This is a genomic window from Streptomyces saintjeani (assembly GCF_055409605.1).
Window position 1 is genome coordinate 443,802 of sequence record NZ_CP189624.1, and the last position, 13,632, is coordinate 457,433.

A 13,632-nucleotide genomic window follows, 5' to 3' on the forward strand; every position below is an offset into this window, starting at 1 on the left:
GCAAAGACCTTGAACATTTGGCGGTCACGCGGTCGTGCCGCACTGTGGCACGGCGGTGGCGGAGCGTGGGCATGTACGGGTGGTTGTTCAGCCCTGGGACAGGTCCAGGGCGATGTCCACGATCATGTCCTCCTGGCCGCCGACCAGGCCCCGCCGGCCGACCTCCAGGAGCAGGGTCCGCGCGTCGACCCCGTAGCGTCCGGCGGCGTTCTCCGCGTGCCGCAGGAAGGACGAGTACGCGCCCGCGTAGCCGAGGGTGAGGGTCTCGCGGTCGACCTGGACCGGGCGGTCACGCAGGGGCCGTACGAGGTCGTCGGCGGCGTCCTGGAGGGCGAACAGGTCGCAGCCGTGCTTCCAGTCCTGCAAGTTGGCGACCGCCACGAACGCCTCGACGGGGCAGTTCCCGGCGCCCGCGCCCTGTCCGGCGAGGGAGGCGTCGACCCGGGTCACGCCCTCCTCGACGGCGACGACGCTGTTGGCGACGGAGAGGGAGAGGTTCTCGTGGGCGTGGATGCCGAGCTGGGTGCCGGGGTCGAGGACGTCGCGGTAGGCGCGGACCCGGTCGCGGACGCCGTCCAGGGTGAGCCGGCCGCCGGAGTCGGTGACGTACACGCAGTGGGCGCCGTAGGACTCCATCAGCTTGGCCTGCTGGGCCAGTTGTCGGGGCGGGGCCATGTGGCTCATCATCAGGAACCCGGAGACGTCCATGCCGAGGTCGCGGGCCTTCGCGATGTGCTGGGCGGCGATGTCGGCCTCGGTGCAGTGCGTGGCGACGCGCACCGAGCGCACCCCGAGGGCGTGGGCGTGTTCGAGTTCGGCGATGGTGCCGATGCCGGGGAGCAGGAGCGTGGTGAGGACAGCGTTGTCGATCGCGTCGGCGGCGGCCTCGATCCACTCCCAGTCGGTGTGGCTGCCGGGCCCGTAGGTGAGGGAGCCGCCCGCGAGCCCGTCCCCGTGGGCGACCTCGATCGCGTCGACCCCGGCCGCGTCGAGGGCGCCCGCGATGCGGGCCACGTCGGCGGGGTCGATGCGGTGGCGGATGGCGTGCATGCCGTCCCGCAGGGTGACGTCCTGGATGTACAGCTCGGTGCTCATCGGCCGGCCTTCGCTATCGTCTCGGCGACGCGCAGGGCGGCCGACGTCATGATGTCCAGGTTCCCGGCGTACGCGGGCAGGTAGTGGGCGGCGCCCTCGACTTCGAGGAACACCGAGACGCGTGTGGTGACCGGCCCGGCGTCCTCGGGGAGGAGGGTGTGGACGGGTTCGTCGGGCGCGACCGGCGTGAACTGCACCTCCTGTTTGAGCCGGTATCCGGGCACGTACTGCGCGACCCGCTCGGCCATCTCCTTCACGGACGCCCGGATCGCGTCGTGGTCGGCGTCGCCGGTCAGGCACAGCACCGTGTCCCGCATGATCATGGGCGGCTCGGCGGGGTTGAGGACGATGACCGCCTTGCCGCGCGCGGCTCCGCCGACCGTCTCGATCGCGCGCGAGGTCGTCTCGGTGAACTCGTCGATGTTGGCGCGGGTCCCGGGCCCGGCGGACCTCGACGCGATGGACGCGACGATCTCGCCGTAGTGGACCGGGGTCACGGCGGCCACGGCGGCGACCATCGGGATGGTGGCCTGTCCGCCGCAGGTCACCATGTTGAGGTCGGCCGCGTCGAGTTGGTCCTCCAGGTTGACCGGGGGCACCACGAACGGGCCGATGGCGGCGGGCGTCAGGTCGATGAGCTTCTTGCCGTACGGCGCGAGCTTCTGTGCGTTGGCGAGGTGCGCCTTCGCCGATGTCGCGTCGAACACGATCTCGATCTCGTCGAACCCCGGCATCGCGATCAGTCCGTCCACGCCCTCGTGCGTCGTCGGCACCTTCAGCCGCGCCGCGCGGGCGAGGCCGTCGGACTCCGGGTCGATGCCGACCAGCGCGGCGACCTCCAGCGTGTCCGACAGGCGCAGGATCTTGATCATCAGGTCGGTGCCGATGTTGCCCGAGCCGATGATGGCGACCTTGGTCATACGTCCCTCTTCTCCGAGAACACCGCCGACACCTCGCCCAGCTCCCCCACCTCCGCGCGGATCCGGGTCCCCGGCGGCGCCGGCACCATCGGTCCGAGCGCCCCCGACAGCACGACCTGCCCGGCCCGCAGCGGCTCCCCGAGGTCCAGCGCCGTACGCGCCAGCCACGCCAGCGCGTTCAGCGGGTCGCCCAGACACGCGGCGCCCGACCCCTCGGAGACGAGGACGCCGTCGGCGTACAGCCGCATCGGCGCGTCCCGGGGCTCGAACTCGTCGAGCGTGAGCCGGCGTTCGGCCAGCACGTACAGTCCGCTGGACGCGTTGTCGGCGACCGTGTCCGCGAGGGAGATGTCCCAGTCGGCGATCCGGCTGTCGACGATCTCCAGCGCGGCCACCGCGTAGGAGACGGCGTCGCGGACCCGCGTGGCGTCGGTGACGTCCGCCTTGAGGACGAACGCGATCTCCGCCTCCGCCTTGGGCTGGAGGAGCCGCTCCGAGGGCACCTCGGCCTGCCCCGACACGTCCATGTCGGCGAAGAGGACACCGAAGTCGGGCTGGTCCACCCCCAGTTGGGCCTGGACGGCGGGCGAGGTCAGCCCGATCTTGCGCCCGACGACCACCGCACCCTCGGCGAGCCGCCGCCGGGTCAGCTCCTGCTGCACGGCGTACGCGGCGCCGAGGTCACCCGTGCCGATGAGGTCCCGCACGGGAGCCACCGGGCGGGCCTCGGCAGCGGCCCGCGCCAGCCGTTGCGCAGCTTCCTGGACCGCGGTCACACCGCTCACCTTCCTTGCGCCGTCGCGACGGCGAACCCGGCGATCCACTCGGGGACCGGCTCGTAGAAACGGGACGTCATGTCGTAGCCCCCGGTCGCGGCGAGCGAGGCGAACGCCGCGATCCAGGTCCGTACCTCGTGCGCGGAGCCCCCGCCCTCGGCAGCCATCCCGGCCACCGTCCAGGCGTCGAACGCGCTCAGCTCCCCCTTCTCCAGGAGGTCGAGGAGCCGGTTGTCCCACTCCGGGTTGATCGGCATCATCGCCGACGACCCGGCCGCGTAGTCCCGGCCCGCCTGGACGACGCGTTGCTCGCCGCGCTCGCGCTGCTGCGGCGTCGGGGGGCGGCCCTCGATGAGGGCGTCCGCGACGCGGGGCGGGGCGCCGTCGAGGACGGGGACCGGCGGGTCGTGGGAGAGGCCGCCGGACGCGAGGAACAGGACCCGCCGGCCGAGGCCGGCCGCCGCCTCGCCGATCGCCGTGCCCAGGGCGCGGATACGGCTGACCGGGCCGAGGGGGGTGGCGACGCCGTTCACGAAGACGGGGACGACGGGGACGCGGTCGATGCCGTCGAAGAGGACTTCGAGGGGCTGGGCGAAACCGTGGTCGACGGTCATGCGGGCGGAGACGGTGAGGTCGATGCCCCGGTCCAGGACGCCCTGGGCGAGGGCCTTCGCCGCGGCCGTGTCGACCGACAGGGGGCCCGCCCGGGTGCCGAAGTCGCCCACCGCGTGGGCCTCGGTGGCCAGGCAGAAGGGGGGCATCTCCTTGTAGAAGAAGCCGTTGTAGTGGTCGGGTGCGTAGAGCACGACGAGGTCGGGGGCGAAGTCCCGGACGAAGCGCCGCGCTTCCTCCACGGCCGTCTCGACGCGGACGAGGACGTCGGGGGACGGGTCGTTCTTCCCGATGAGCGGCGAGTGGGACAACCCCACGGCGGCAGCGGTCATGACAGTGGTTCCTCTTGACGGTGGATGCCTCAGGGGGATGCCTCAGGGGTGGATGACGAGCTTGCCGGTGAGTTCGCCGTCGATCATGAGCTGGAAGCCCTTGTGGATGTCCGAGAGCGGCAGCGCGCGGTCGATGACCGGCCGGGTCCCCGTCGCCTCCATCATCCGCAGCATCGCGACGAGTTCGGAGCGCGTGGCGCCGGTGGAGCCGAGGATTCGCTGCTGGAGGTAGAAGATCCGGCCGAGGTCGGCGGGGGGATTCGTACCGCTCGTGGCGCCCGCGATGACGACGGTCCCGCCGGGCCGCAGGGCCTTGAGGGAGTGCGACCAGGTGGCCTCGCCGACAGTCTCGATGACGACGTCGACGCGTTCCGGGAGCCGTTCGCCGGTGCCGAGGGCCGCGCGGGCGCCCCAGGCGAGGGCCTCGGCGCGTTTGGCCTCGCTGCGGCTCGTGGCGTACACGACGGCCCCGGCGGCGACGGCGAGCCGGATCGCGGCGGAGGCGACCCCGCCGCCCGCGCCCTGCACGAGGACCCGGTCGCCCGCGGTGATGCGGGCCTGCGTGAACAGCATGCGGTAGGCGGTGGTCCAGGCGACGGGCAGGCAGGCGGCCTCGTCGAAGGAGAGCCAGGCCGGTTTCGGCACGAGGTTGCGGGTCGGGACGGTCAGGTACTCGGCGAAGGCCCCGTCGTGCCACTCGGACAGCAGGGCCCGGTCCGGGTCGAGGGTCTCGTCGCCGCGCCCCGCGTCCGGGTCGCCGAGCACCGGGTGGACGATGACCTCGTTGCCGTCCTCGTCGTACCCGGCGGCGTCGCAGCCGAGGATGATCGGGAGCCGCTCGGGCGGGTGGCCCACGCCGCGCAGGGTCCACAGGTCGTGCATGTTGAGCGAGGAGGCCACGACGCGGACCCGGGACCAGCCGGGCGCGGGCTCGGGCACGGGGGCGTCGCGCAGGACCAGGCCCGACAGCGGGTCGGTGGCGCTCTGGGAGATGGCGGTTGCAGCTAGCACGTACTCACCGTGGACCGTACCGGGCGGTCGGCCCCAGCCGGTGTTCCGCTGGGCAGCACACGAGTCGCTCTCACCGTCTGCCTGGTGGCGCGGCGTGTCTACAGTGGTCGCGTGTCCTCAGAGAACGCCATGGTGGCCCACAACATCCGGCTGCTCAGGGAGCGCCGCGGCCTGTCCCTGGCCGAGCTGGCGCGGCGGGCCGGGCTGGCGAAGCAGACGCTGTCGCGGCTGGAGCAGGGGTCGGGCAACCCGACGGTGGACACGCTGTTCGCGATCGCGGAGGCGCTGCGGGTGCCGGTGACCCGGCTGGTGGCGGAGCGGCGTCCGGCGGTCGCCGTGCAGCGGGGCGACGAGGCGGAGTGGGAGTGCGGCGGCGGCTTCGAGTCGCGGGCGCTCGGCCTGGTGTACGGCTCGGGGGTCGTCGAGAACTATCTGCTGCGGGTCGGCCGGCGCGCGGGCGGGGCGTCCGAGGCGCACCCGGTGGGCACGCTGGAGCATCTGTACGTGGTGAGCGGCCGGGTGCGGGTGGGTCCGGCCGAGAACCCGGTGGAGCTGTCGGCGGGCGACTCCGTCCGCTATCCCGGCGACCGGCCGCACGTGTACGAGTCGCTGGACGGCGAGAGCGTCGTCCACGTGGTGGTGAGTGTGCCGTACGGCGGTTCGCGGCGCTGACGGAGACCGCCGTGCACGCCCACGGGAGTCCGGGCCGCAAGGCCGTCAAGGCCCCGCGCCGAGCGCAGGGGCCGGACGTCGAGGCGGCGGACCCCCGGGGGCGGCTGCTCACGGCGAGCGTGCCCGGTGGCGTTGCAGCGCAGCATCCGGGCGCAGGAGGGCTTCGGGCTGGACCAGGAACTCGGCGGCTCGGGCACCGGCAAGCGCTGCCGGCTTCCCGGTCAGGCGGCGGGCCGTGCGCTGAGGACGCGGGCCGCCGCGTACGCCACCCTGCGCAGCGCGGGCGCGTAGCGGGCGGGGTCGAAGCGGTGGTCGGCGCCGGCGACGGAGAGCGCGGCGACCGGCCGGCCGCCGGGTCCCATGATGGGGACGGCGACGCAGGTCAGGCCCAGCGCGACCTCCTGGCGGTCGTAGGCGATGCCGTCGCGCCGGATACGGCCGAGGTCGGCGCGGAGCCGGTCGGGGTCGGTGAGGGTGTACTCGGTGCGCGCGGCCAGTCCGGCCGCGACGGCCGCCTCGGCGGCGTCGTGGTCGAAGGCGAGGAGGGCCTTGCCGACGCCGGTGCAGTACGCGGGCAGGCGGGCGCCGATGCGGGAGGGGGAGCGGGTGACGCGGTGGCCGTGGATCTTGTTGACGTACACGATCTCGGTGCCGCGCAGGACCGCCAGGTGAACGGTTTCGTGGGTCAGCTCGTACAGGTCGGCGAGGTAGGGCAGGAGCCGTTCCTGGAGGAGCTGGGGGGTGGGGCCGTAGACGCGGTTGCCCATGTCGTAGAGCTGGGTGCCGAGGCGGTAGTTGCTGCCGACCCGCTCCACGAGTTCGTTGCGCTGGAGGATGCCGAGCAGCCGGAAGGCCGTGGACTTGGTGAGGCGGGCCCGGCGGGCCAGTTCGCTCACCCCGATGTCCCCGTCCTCCTCGGCGAGGGACTTGAGGAGCACCAGCGCCTTGTCGACCGCGGTCTGCTGGTCGGGCGCGGGCGCAGGCTCGGGATGGACGGCGGAGGACGGCACAGGCATGGGGGACTCCAGGGGAAGAAGCACCTGACGACCATTGAAGTGGACGCCCGTCCAACCTATGAGACACACGTGGCAGTTGTAAACGACTTGTGCGCAGGCCCGCAATCCCCGCCCCTCACACGGTGGTCGCCGCAGGCAGGGCCCCTTTTCACTGAGTGAAAAGACCGGCCGTCGAAACGGTTCGCCGCGGTGTGCCCGAAGCCGCGTGCCGCACCACGGAACGGCCGCTGGGCCGCTCGGAGCCCTGTGCCGTCTGCTGGGGTCATGCAGCAATACGACACCGCCCGGCGGCCGGGGGAAGCGGCCCTCGACGTCAGCGGGTACTTCGATCTCGACCGCGGACTCGTCGACCGCCGGATCTTCGCCGACCCCGCCGTGCACCGGCAGGAGCTGCGCCGCGTCTTCGCGCCGAGCTGGCTGTTCCTCGCGCACGAGAGCCAGTTCGTGAAGCCGGGCGACTTCTTCACGACGTACATGGGCGAGGACCCGGTGATCGTCGCGCTGGGCCGGGACCGGAAGCTGCGGGCGTTCCTCAACGCGTGCCGGCACCGCGGGATGCGGGTGTGCCGGGCGGACGCGGGCGCCACGAAGGCGTTCACGTGCAGCTATCACGGCTGGTCGTACGACATGTCCGGCAAGCTGGTCAACGTCCCCAACGAGGAGGACTACCCGGCCCACTTCGACCGCGAGCAGTGGGGGCTGGTCGAGGTCGCGCAGGTCGAGACGTACAAGGGGCTGGTGTTCGGGACGTGGAACCCCGAAGCGCCGCCGCTGGCCGAGGCGTTGGGCGGAATGACCTGGTACCTGGACGCGATGCTGGACCGCGATCCGGCGGGCACGGAGGTCGTCGGCGGGGTCCACAAGTGGGTGCTTGAGGGCAACTGGAAGCTCGCCGCCGAGCAGTTCGCGTCCGACTGGTACCACGTCAACATCTCGCACGCCTCCGCGCTGATGGTCATGTCGCCCACCGGCAAGGGCCCGAAGACGGAGATCGTGCGGACGCCGGGCCGCCAGTTCTCCGACCCGCTCGGGCACGGCGCCGGTTTCCCCACGCACCCGAAGAGCCGGTTCGACGACCGGGTCGTGCACGACTGGTACGACTACGACGCGCTGCGCGCGCGCCTCGGTGACACCCGCGTCGAGGGGCCGATGACGACCGGTCACGCGACGGTCTTCCCGAACTTCTCCTACCTCCCCGTCAACGGCTCCATCCGCGTCTGGCACCCCAAGGGCCCGGACAGGATGGAGGTCTGGGCCTGGACGGTCGTCGACAGGTCGATGCCGGACGAGGTGAAGGACGCCCAACGCCTGTACAACCTGCGGACGTTCGGGCCCACCGGGATCTTCGAGCAGGACGACGGCGAGAACTGGAGCGAGGTCCAGGCGACCGCGCACGGCTTCGTCTCCGGCGCCCTGACCCTCAACTACCAGATGGGCCTGGGCCTCGAATCCGAGGACGGCATCCACCCCGGTACGACGGGCCGCCTCTACAGCGACGGCGCCGCGCGCGGCTTCTACGCCCGCTGGCGCGACCTGATGAACACGCCCGCGTGGCACGAGCAGAAGGACACGCGATGAGCACGACGAGCACCGGTATCCGCGTCGCCGAGGCCGGCGGCATCGAGGACGGCGAGGCGCTGCGGGTCCCCGCCGAGGAGACCGGCCACGGCGACGCGATCGCCGTCTTCCACGACGACGGCACGTACTACGCCCTCGACGACACCTGCACGCACGGCCAGGCGTCGCTCTCCGAGGGCTGGATCGAGAACGGCGAGGTGGAGTGCCCGCTGCACAGCGCCCGCTTCTGCCTGCGCTCGGGCGAGCCGCAGTGCATGCCGGCGACGCTCGCGCAGCGCACGCACCGCGTCGAGGTGCGGGACGGCGGCATCTGGCTGCACGCCGGGGTCGACGCATGAGGCGGATCGCCGTGGTCGGCGCGGGCCTCGCGGCCGTCTCCACCTGCGCGGCGCTGCGGGCACAGGGGTACGAGGGCCGGCTCACCCTGTACGCCGCCGAGTCGGGGCTGCCGTACGACCGTCCCCCGCTGAGCAAGGACGTCCTCCTCGGCAAGGCCGGCCGTACGGACGTGCTGCTGCGACCGGCGGAGTGGTACGAGGCTCAGCGCGTCGACCTGCGCGAGGCGACCCCGGTCCGGGCGGTCCGTCCCGGCGAGGGGGCGCTCGAACTCGCCGACGGGACGCGGGAGCCCGCCGACCGGGTCGTCCTCGCGACCGGCGGTACGCCGCGCACGCTGCCCGGCGCGCGGGTGCTGCGCGACTGGGAGGACGCGGAACGTCTGCGCTCACGACTGCTGCCGGGGGCCAGGGTGGTGGTGATCGGCGCCGGGCTGATCGGGGCCGAAACGGCGGCTGCGGCACGGGCGTCGGGCTGCGAGGTGACGATCGTCGACCCGGTGCCGGTGCCGCTCGCGGCCGTGGTCGGGGACGCCGTCGCGGGCGCCCTGCACGCCCGGCACAGCGCCGAGGGCATCGCGGTCGTCACGGCGGGCGTGGACCACGTCTCGGACTCGGCCGTCGTCACCTCCGACGGCCGCCGGATCGCCGCCGACACCGTCGTGGCCGGCATCGGCATCCGTCCAGCCACCCGACTCGCCTCCGACGCGGGCCTGTCGGTGGACAACGGCATCGTGGTGAACGCCGGCCAGGTCACCTCCCATCCGAACGTGTACGCCGTCGGCGACGTGGCCCGGCAGAACGGCCACACGATCCGGCACGAACACTGGGAGGCCGCCCAGCGGGACGGCGAGGCCGCGGCGCACGGCATCCTGGGCCGCCCCGCACCCGCCGCGGGCGCCCCCTGGTTCTGGTCCGACCGGCACGGCTCCCGCCTCGAAGCGGTCGGCACCATGGCGGACGCCTCCCGGATCGTCCTGCGCGGCACCCCCGCCTCCGGCACCTTCACGGCGTTCGGCCTGCACGCCGGCCGCCTGGTCGCGGCGGCGGCGATCGACAGGGTCCGCGACATCAAGGCCGCGCGCCGGATCATGGACCGGGAGATCGAGGTCGACGCCGGTCAGCTGGCCGACGAGGGCTGCGACTTGAGGGCGCTGCTGAGGGGGTGAGGCAACGCGCCGGGCACCACGTACCCAGCCCTCGGCGGCCCGCGCCTCGAACCGCACCCCCCGTGCCACCCCTCGGCACACGCGCTCCCCGAACCATCTTCGCCGCGCTGGAATGACCCCCACGCGGCTCGCAGGAGGACCCCCCGATGAGCATTCACCCGCCGGAGGCCCCGGAGACACCGGACGCCTCCGAAACCCCGGCTGCCCCGGCCCTCGTCCCCGACGCCGAGGTCCGCCTCCACGTCGAGGTCCAGCGTCTGTACGCCGTCGAGGCCCGTCTTCTCGACCAGCACCGCTACGCCGACTGGCTGGAGCTGTTCGCCGAGGATCTCCACTACTGGGCGCCGGTCCGTACCAACCGGCTGCGCCGTCAGCAGAGCATGGCCGACGGGGCGCCCGGCGAGGTCGCGATCTTCGACGAGACGAAGGCCAGCCTGGCCTGGCGCATCCGCCGGTTCGACTCCGGCATGGCGTGGGCCGAGGACCCTCCGTCCCGTACCCGGCATCTGGTCACCAACGTCCTCGTCGAACCCGGCGAGGAGCCCGGCACCTACACGGCGACCTCGGACTTCCTCTGCTACCGCAACCGGCTCGAACGCGAGGTCGACCTGTACGCGGGCGGCCGTACGGACCTCCTGCGCCGCACCGGCGACGGCGGGCTGCTGATCGCCCGCCGCACGATCCTGCTCGACCAGAACGTCCTGCTCGCCAAGAACATCAGCACCTTCCTGTGAACCGGAGCCGCTCGTGACCACTGAAGACAGCACAGAGGTGAAGCTCGTCGAGCACACCGTGTCCACCTCGCTGGGGACCGTCGCGGTCAGCGAGGCGGGGGCGGGTCCGGCGCTGGTGATGCTGCACGGAGGTGGTCCCGGCGCGAGCGCGGTGGCCAACTACGCGCAGAACCTCCCGGCGTTGGCCGGCCGTTTCCGGGTGATCCTCCCCGACCAGCCCGGCTTCGGCGGCAGTTACCGCCCGACGGAGGCCGACCTCGACGCCCGCAGCATCACCGAGATCACCGTCGACGCCCTGCTCCAGACCCTGGACTCGCTCGGCGTGGACCGCTTCCACCTCCTGGGCAACAGCCTCGGCGGCGCCGCCGCGATCGCGACCGCCCTCGAAGTCCCGGACCGCGTCGAGAAGCTGGTGCTGATGGCGCCCGGCGGCGGCTGGCTCCCGTTCGGCCCGACGCCGACCGAGGGCCAGAAGGCGATGTTCCGCTACTACAACGGCGAGGGCCCGACGCTGAAGAAGATGCGGGACTTCATCGGCGTGATGACGGCCGAGCCGAAGCGCTGGACGGATACCGCGCAGGCCCGCTACGAGGCGTCCCTCGACGAGTCCCACATCGCCTTCTACCACCGCTACAACGCCGCGTTCGCCAAACGCCACGGCATGGACCCGCTCTGGCAGCGCGTGCACAGGATCAAGGCGCCGACCCTCCTGCTGTGGGGCCGCGACGACCGCACGATCACCCTGGACGGCGCCCAGTTGATGCTGAAGCAGATCCGGGACGTCCAGCTGCACGTGTTCGGCGGCTGCGGCCACTGGGTCCAGCTGGAGCGGCGGGCCGAGTTCGAGCGGCTGGTCTCCGGCTTCCTCGCGGAGGGCTGAGCGATGGGCTGGCTGGACAGCGACGTGGCTCTGATCACCGGCGGCGGTTCCGGTATCGGGCGCGCGGTGGCGCTGCGGTTCCTCGACGAGGGCGCGCGGGTCGCCGTCTTCGGGCGCGACGAGGAGCAGTTGAGGGAGGTCGTCGAGGAGGCGGGCGACCTCGGGGAGCGGATGCTGACCATCACCGGGGATGTCCGGGAGCCGGACGATCTGCACCGCGCGGTGCGGGCGACGGTGGAGCGGTTCGGACGGCTCGACGTGCTCGTGCCGAACGCCGGGATCTGGGACTACCACCGCAGCCTGACCCGCCTGGACGGCAAGCAACTCGCCGAGACCTTCGACGAGTTGTTCGCGGTGAACGTCAAGGGGTACGCCCTCACCGTCGAGGCGGCCTGGCGTGAACTCGTCGCGAGCAACGGCTGCATCGTGATGACGCTGTCCAACGCGTCCTTCCACACCGACGGCGGCGGCTCCCTCTACACCGCGAGCAAGCACGCCTGCCTGGGCCTGCTGCGCCAGTTCGCCTACGAGCTGGCGCCGAAGGTCCGCGTCAACGGCGTCGCCGTCGGCGGGATGCGCACCCAGTTGCGCGGCCCGGAGAGCCTGGGCCTCCAGGACCGTACGCTGGCCGACTCCTTCGCCCGCAACGAGGCGTCCGGCGCCGAGCAGCCGCCGCTGATCCCGCTGTACGGCTCCAGCGTCGAGCCGGAGGACTTCACCGGCCCGTACGTCCTGCTCGCCTCCCGCGTCAACAGCTCCACCGTGACCGGCGCCGTGATCCCCGCCGACGGCGGCATCGCCGTACGCGGCTTCCGCAGCGCGGCCGGCGGCGCCGGCCTCTGAGCCACCCCGCCCCCTGTACGACTCTGCACGCCCCTGTATGCCCCTGTATGACCCGCCCACCGAAGGAGCCGACGCCATGGTCGCCGTCGACATCAGTCCCGCCACGGCGCTCTGTCGCAGAGCCCAGTCACCGACCCCCGCCGCCCTCGTCTACGAGGGCCGCGAGATCTCCGCCGCCGAACTCAGCCGTACGGCGGCCGAGTTGGCGGCGGGGCTCGCCGAGCACGGGGTGCGGCGGGGTGACCGGATCGCCTACCTGGGCTTCAACAGCGTGACCTTCTTCGAGACGTTCCTCGCGGCGGCGCACCTCGGGGCGGTGTTCGTGCCGGTGAACTTCCGGCTCGCGGCGGACGAGGTCCAGCACATCCTGGTCGACAGCGGGGCGCACACGCTGGTCGTGGAGGAGGGGCACCGGGAGGTCGTGGAGTCGGTCCTGGACGGCGTACCGGCCCGCCGTCACCTCCTCGTCGACACCGACCCCGCCTGCCCTCCGACGCCCGAACCCGGTGCCGTGTGGACGCCGCTCTCCGAACTGCTCGGTGCCGGGCGCCCGGCGCGGGAGCGGAGCGTGCTGCACGAGGGCGACCTCGCGATCCTGATGTACACGTCCGGGACGACCGGGCGCCCCAAGGGCGTGATGCTGACGCACGGCAACGTGTGGTGGAACGCCGTCAACGTGGACAGCGTCGTCGACACCCGCGCCGACGACGTGAACCTCGCCGTCGCCCCGCTCTTCCACATCGGCGGCCTCAACGCGCTGACGCTGCGCACCCTGCTCCGGGGCGGCACGGTCGTCCTGCGGCGTGCCTTCGACCCCGTCCAGTGCCTGGCCGACCTGGTCGAGCACCGGGCGACCAGCTTCTTCGGGGTCCCGGCGATGTACGCGGCCCTCACCCGCGTACCCGGCTTCGACCAGGCCGACCTCGGGGCGCTGCGCTCCGCGATCGTGGCGGGGGCGCCGGTGCCGCCGCGGCTCATCACGGAGTACGGCGAGCGGGGGGTCCTGCTCCAGCAGGCGTGGGGGCTGACCGAGACGGCGCCCTTCGCGACGTACCTCCCGGCGGGGCTGACGCTGGAGAAGACCGGGTCGGCGGGGACGCCGATGCCGTACACGGAGGTCTGTATCACCCATCCCGGTACGGGAGTTCGCGTCGACGAGGCCGACGCGCGCGGCGAGATCTGTGTGCGCGGGCCCAATGTGACGCCGGGGTACTGGAACGACCCGGACGCGACGCGGGCGGCGTTCGACGACGCGGGGTGGTTCCACACCGGGGACATCGCGCACCGGGACGCGGACGGGCACTACTACATCGTCGACCGCCTCAAGGACATGATCATCTCTGGCGGGGAGAACGTGTACCCGGCGGAGGTGGAACGCGTCCTGCACTCCTACCCCGGCGTCCTGGAGGCGGCCGTCATCGGCGTCCCCGACCCCAAGTGGGGCGAGACCGTCCTCGCGGTCCTGACCTGCGCACCGGGGACGTCGCCGACGCTGGACGACGTACGCGACTTCACGGGCCGTCACCTCGCCCGCTACAAGCTGCCCACCCGGGTCCTCGTCGCCGAGCAGCTCCCCCGCAACGCCAGCGGGAAGCTCGCCAAGGCCGAACTGCGGCGCTGGGTCGACAACACCAGGGAAACGGCAAGCTCTTGACGATC

14 protein-coding genes are annotated in these 13,632 nt (G+C 72.6%); 8 read left to right on the forward strand and 6 right to left on the reverse strand.

The window, feature by feature from the left end; genetic code table 11:
• Nucleotides 1-87: 87 nt before the first annotated feature.
• The 5 genes from dmpG to ACQCO7_RS02070 are packed head-to-tail and all read right to left on the reverse strand — an operon-like array spanning nt 88 to nt 4,746.
• Nucleotides 88-1,095: a 4-hydroxy-2-oxovalerate aldolase gene (gene dmpG / locus ACQCO7_RS02050; RefSeq protein ID WP_464070135.1), complete on the reverse strand. Its 1,008-nt coding sequence runs from the start codon at nt 1,093-1,095 to the stop codon at nt 88-90.
• Entirely contained in the window at nt 1,092-2,015 is a 924-nt protein-coding gene (locus ACQCO7_RS02055) for an acetaldehyde dehydrogenase (acetylating) (protein ID WP_464070136.1), read from the reverse strand. The genes dmpG and ACQCO7_RS02055 overlap by 4 nt, the downstream gene beginning before the upstream one ends.
• Nucleotides 2,012-2,791, reverse strand: a complete 780-nt coding sequence (locus ACQCO7_RS02060) for a 2-keto-4-pentenoate hydratase (RefSeq protein WP_464070137.1) — start codon at nt 2,789-2,791, stop codon at nt 2,012-2,014. Before ACQCO7_RS02060 ends, ACQCO7_RS02055 begins: the two co-directional genes overlap by 4 nt.
• Before the next feature lie 5 nt (nt 2,792-2,796).
• Nucleotides 2,797-3,735 (reverse strand): 3-carboxyethylcatechol 2,3-dioxygenase, encoded by a 939-nt coding sequence (locus ACQCO7_RS02065; protein WP_464070138.1) that lies wholly within the window; start codon nt 3,733-3,735, stop codon nt 2,797-2,799.
• Nucleotides 3,736-3,777: 42 nt separating this feature from the next.
• A complete protein-coding gene (locus ACQCO7_RS02070; RefSeq protein WP_464070139.1) occupies nt 3,778-4,746 on the reverse strand; it encodes a zinc-binding dehydrogenase in 969 nt (322 codons plus the stop codon).
• A 111-nt stretch (nt 4,747-4,857) separates the two neighbouring features.
• Between ACQCO7_RS02070 and ACQCO7_RS02075 the strand changes: the two genes are divergently transcribed.
• Nucleotides 4,858-5,418, forward strand: coding sequence for a helix-turn-helix domain-containing protein (locus ACQCO7_RS02075; RefSeq protein ID WP_464070140.1), 561 nt, complete (start codon nt 4,858-4,860; stop codon nt 5,416-5,418).
• 221 nt (nt 5,419-5,639) lie between these two features.
• On the opposite strand, the gene ACQCO7_RS02080 is transcribed toward ACQCO7_RS02075, so the two are convergent.
• On the reverse strand, nt 5,640-6,434 hold the full coding sequence (locus tag ACQCO7_RS02080) for an IclR family transcriptional regulator (protein WP_464070141.1): 795 nt from the start codon (nt 6,432-6,434) through the stop codon (nt 5,640-5,642).
• Between the two features lie 264 nt (nt 6,435-6,698).
• Between ACQCO7_RS02080 and ACQCO7_RS02085 the strand changes: the two genes are divergently transcribed.
• The 7 genes from ACQCO7_RS02085 (at nt 6,699) to ACQCO7_RS02115 (ending at nt 13,627) form a co-directional block, all read left to right on the forward strand.
• Nucleotides 6,699-8,012, forward strand: coding sequence for an aromatic ring-hydroxylating dioxygenase subunit alpha (locus tag ACQCO7_RS02085; RefSeq protein ID WP_464070142.1), 1,314 nt, complete (start codon nt 6,699-6,701; stop codon nt 8,010-8,012).
• A complete protein-coding gene (locus ACQCO7_RS02090) occupies nt 8,009-8,350 on the forward strand; it encodes a bifunctional 3-phenylpropionate/cinnamic acid dioxygenase ferredoxin subunit (RefSeq protein ID WP_464070143.1) in 342 nt (113 codons plus the stop codon). Before ACQCO7_RS02085 ends, ACQCO7_RS02090 begins: the two co-directional genes overlap by 4 nt.
• On the forward strand, nt 8,347-9,516 hold the full coding sequence (locus ACQCO7_RS02095; protein WP_464070144.1) for an NAD(P)/FAD-dependent oxidoreductase: 1,170 nt from the start codon (nt 8,347-8,349) through the stop codon (nt 9,514-9,516). The genes ACQCO7_RS02090 and ACQCO7_RS02095 overlap by 4 nt, the downstream gene beginning before the upstream one ends.
• Nucleotides 9,517-9,662: 146 nt before the next feature.
• Nucleotides 9,663-10,250 (forward strand): 3-phenylpropionate/cinnamic acid dioxygenase subunit beta, encoded by a 588-nt coding sequence (locus tag ACQCO7_RS02100; protein ID WP_464070145.1) that lies wholly within the window; start codon nt 9,663-9,665, stop codon nt 10,248-10,250.
• A 13-nt stretch (nt 10,251-10,263) separates the two neighbouring features.
• Complete coding sequence (locus ACQCO7_RS02105; RefSeq protein ID WP_464070146.1) at nt 10,264-11,130, forward strand: alpha/beta fold hydrolase; 867 nt, start codon at nt 10,264-10,266, stop codon at nt 11,128-11,130.
• Between the two features lie 3 nt (nt 11,131-11,133).
• Nucleotides 11,134-11,973, forward strand: coding sequence for an SDR family NAD(P)-dependent oxidoreductase (locus ACQCO7_RS02110; RefSeq protein ID WP_464070147.1), 840 nt, complete (start codon nt 11,134-11,136; stop codon nt 11,971-11,973).
• A gap of 76 nt (nt 11,974-12,049) precedes the next feature.
• The gene (locus ACQCO7_RS02115; RefSeq protein ID WP_464070148.1) at nt 12,050-13,627 is read left to right on the forward strand and encodes an acyl-CoA synthetase; all 1,578 of its coding nucleotides are present in this window, start codon (nt 12,050-12,052) and stop codon (nt 13,625-13,627) included.
• Nucleotides 13,628-13,632: the final 5 nt, after the last annotated feature.

Bases quoted from the DNA above. Each gene is read 5' to 3' on its own strand.
- dmpG (WP_464070135.1), bottom strand. From the start codon at position 1,095: ATGAGCACCGAGCTGTACATCCAGGACGTCACCCTGCGGGACGGCATG.
- ACQCO7_RS02055 (WP_464070136.1), bottom strand. From the start codon at position 2,015: ATGACCAAGGTCGCCATCATCGGCTCGGGCAACATCGGCACCGACCTG.
- ACQCO7_RS02065 (WP_464070138.1), bottom strand. From the start codon at position 3,735: ATGACCGCTGCCGCCGTGGGGTTGTCCCACTCGCCGCTCATCGGGAAG.
- ACQCO7_RS02080 (WP_464070141.1), bottom strand. From the start codon at position 6,434: ATGCCTGTGCCGTCCTCCGCCGTCCATCCCGAGCCTGCGCCCGCGCCC.
- ACQCO7_RS02085 (WP_464070142.1), top strand. From the start codon at position 6,699: ATGCAGCAATACGACACCGCCCGGCGGCCGGGGGAAGCGGCCCTCGAC.
- ACQCO7_RS02090 (WP_464070143.1), top strand. From the start codon at position 8,009: ATGAGCACGACGAGCACCGGTATCCGCGTCGCCGAGGCCGGCGGCATC.
- ACQCO7_RS02095 (WP_464070144.1), top strand. From the start codon at position 8,347: ATGAGGCGGATCGCCGTGGTCGGCGCGGGCCTCGCGGCCGTCTCCACC.
- ACQCO7_RS02100 (WP_464070145.1), top strand. From the start codon at position 9,663: ATGAGCATTCACCCGCCGGAGGCCCCGGAGACACCGGACGCCTCCGAA.
- ACQCO7_RS02110 (WP_464070147.1), top strand. From the start codon at position 11,134: ATGGGCTGGCTGGACAGCGACGTGGCTCTGATCACCGGCGGCGGTTCC.
- ACQCO7_RS02115 (WP_464070148.1), top strand. From the start codon at position 12,050: ATGGTCGCCGTCGACATCAGTCCCGCCACGGCGCTCTGTCGCAGAGCC.